A 243-nucleotide genomic window follows, 5' to 3' on the forward strand; every position below is an offset into this window, starting at 1 on the left:
AGGAGACAAAGGTTATCTGAGTATTGATTATCAAAGAGACTTATTTACTTACAACCAGATTAATATGGAAGTACCTATGCGAAAAAATCAACATGGATATAAGCCAAAGCCTTATATTTTTAGAAAACCCCGAAAGCGCATCGAAACCTTATTTTCGCAATTATGTGATCAGTTTATGATTAGAAGAAACTATGCGAAATCCTTTGATGGCTTTAAGAATAGAATATTATCTAAGATAATGGC

At 32.1% G+C, this 243-nt stretch carries 1 protein-coding gene; it reads left to right on the top strand.

All coding sequences use genetic code 11. The features are described 5' to 3' along the window. Nucleotides 1-243 (top strand): transposase (locus tag GNY06_RS00905; protein WP_166518393.1); only part of this gene is annotated, 243 nt, incomplete at both ends.

Source organism: Elizabethkingia argenteiflava, from assembly GCF_009904105.1.
In the GTDB taxonomy this organism is placed as follows: Bacteria; Bacteroidota; Bacteroidia; order Flavobacteriales; family Weeksellaceae; genus Elizabethkingia; species Elizabethkingia argenteiflava.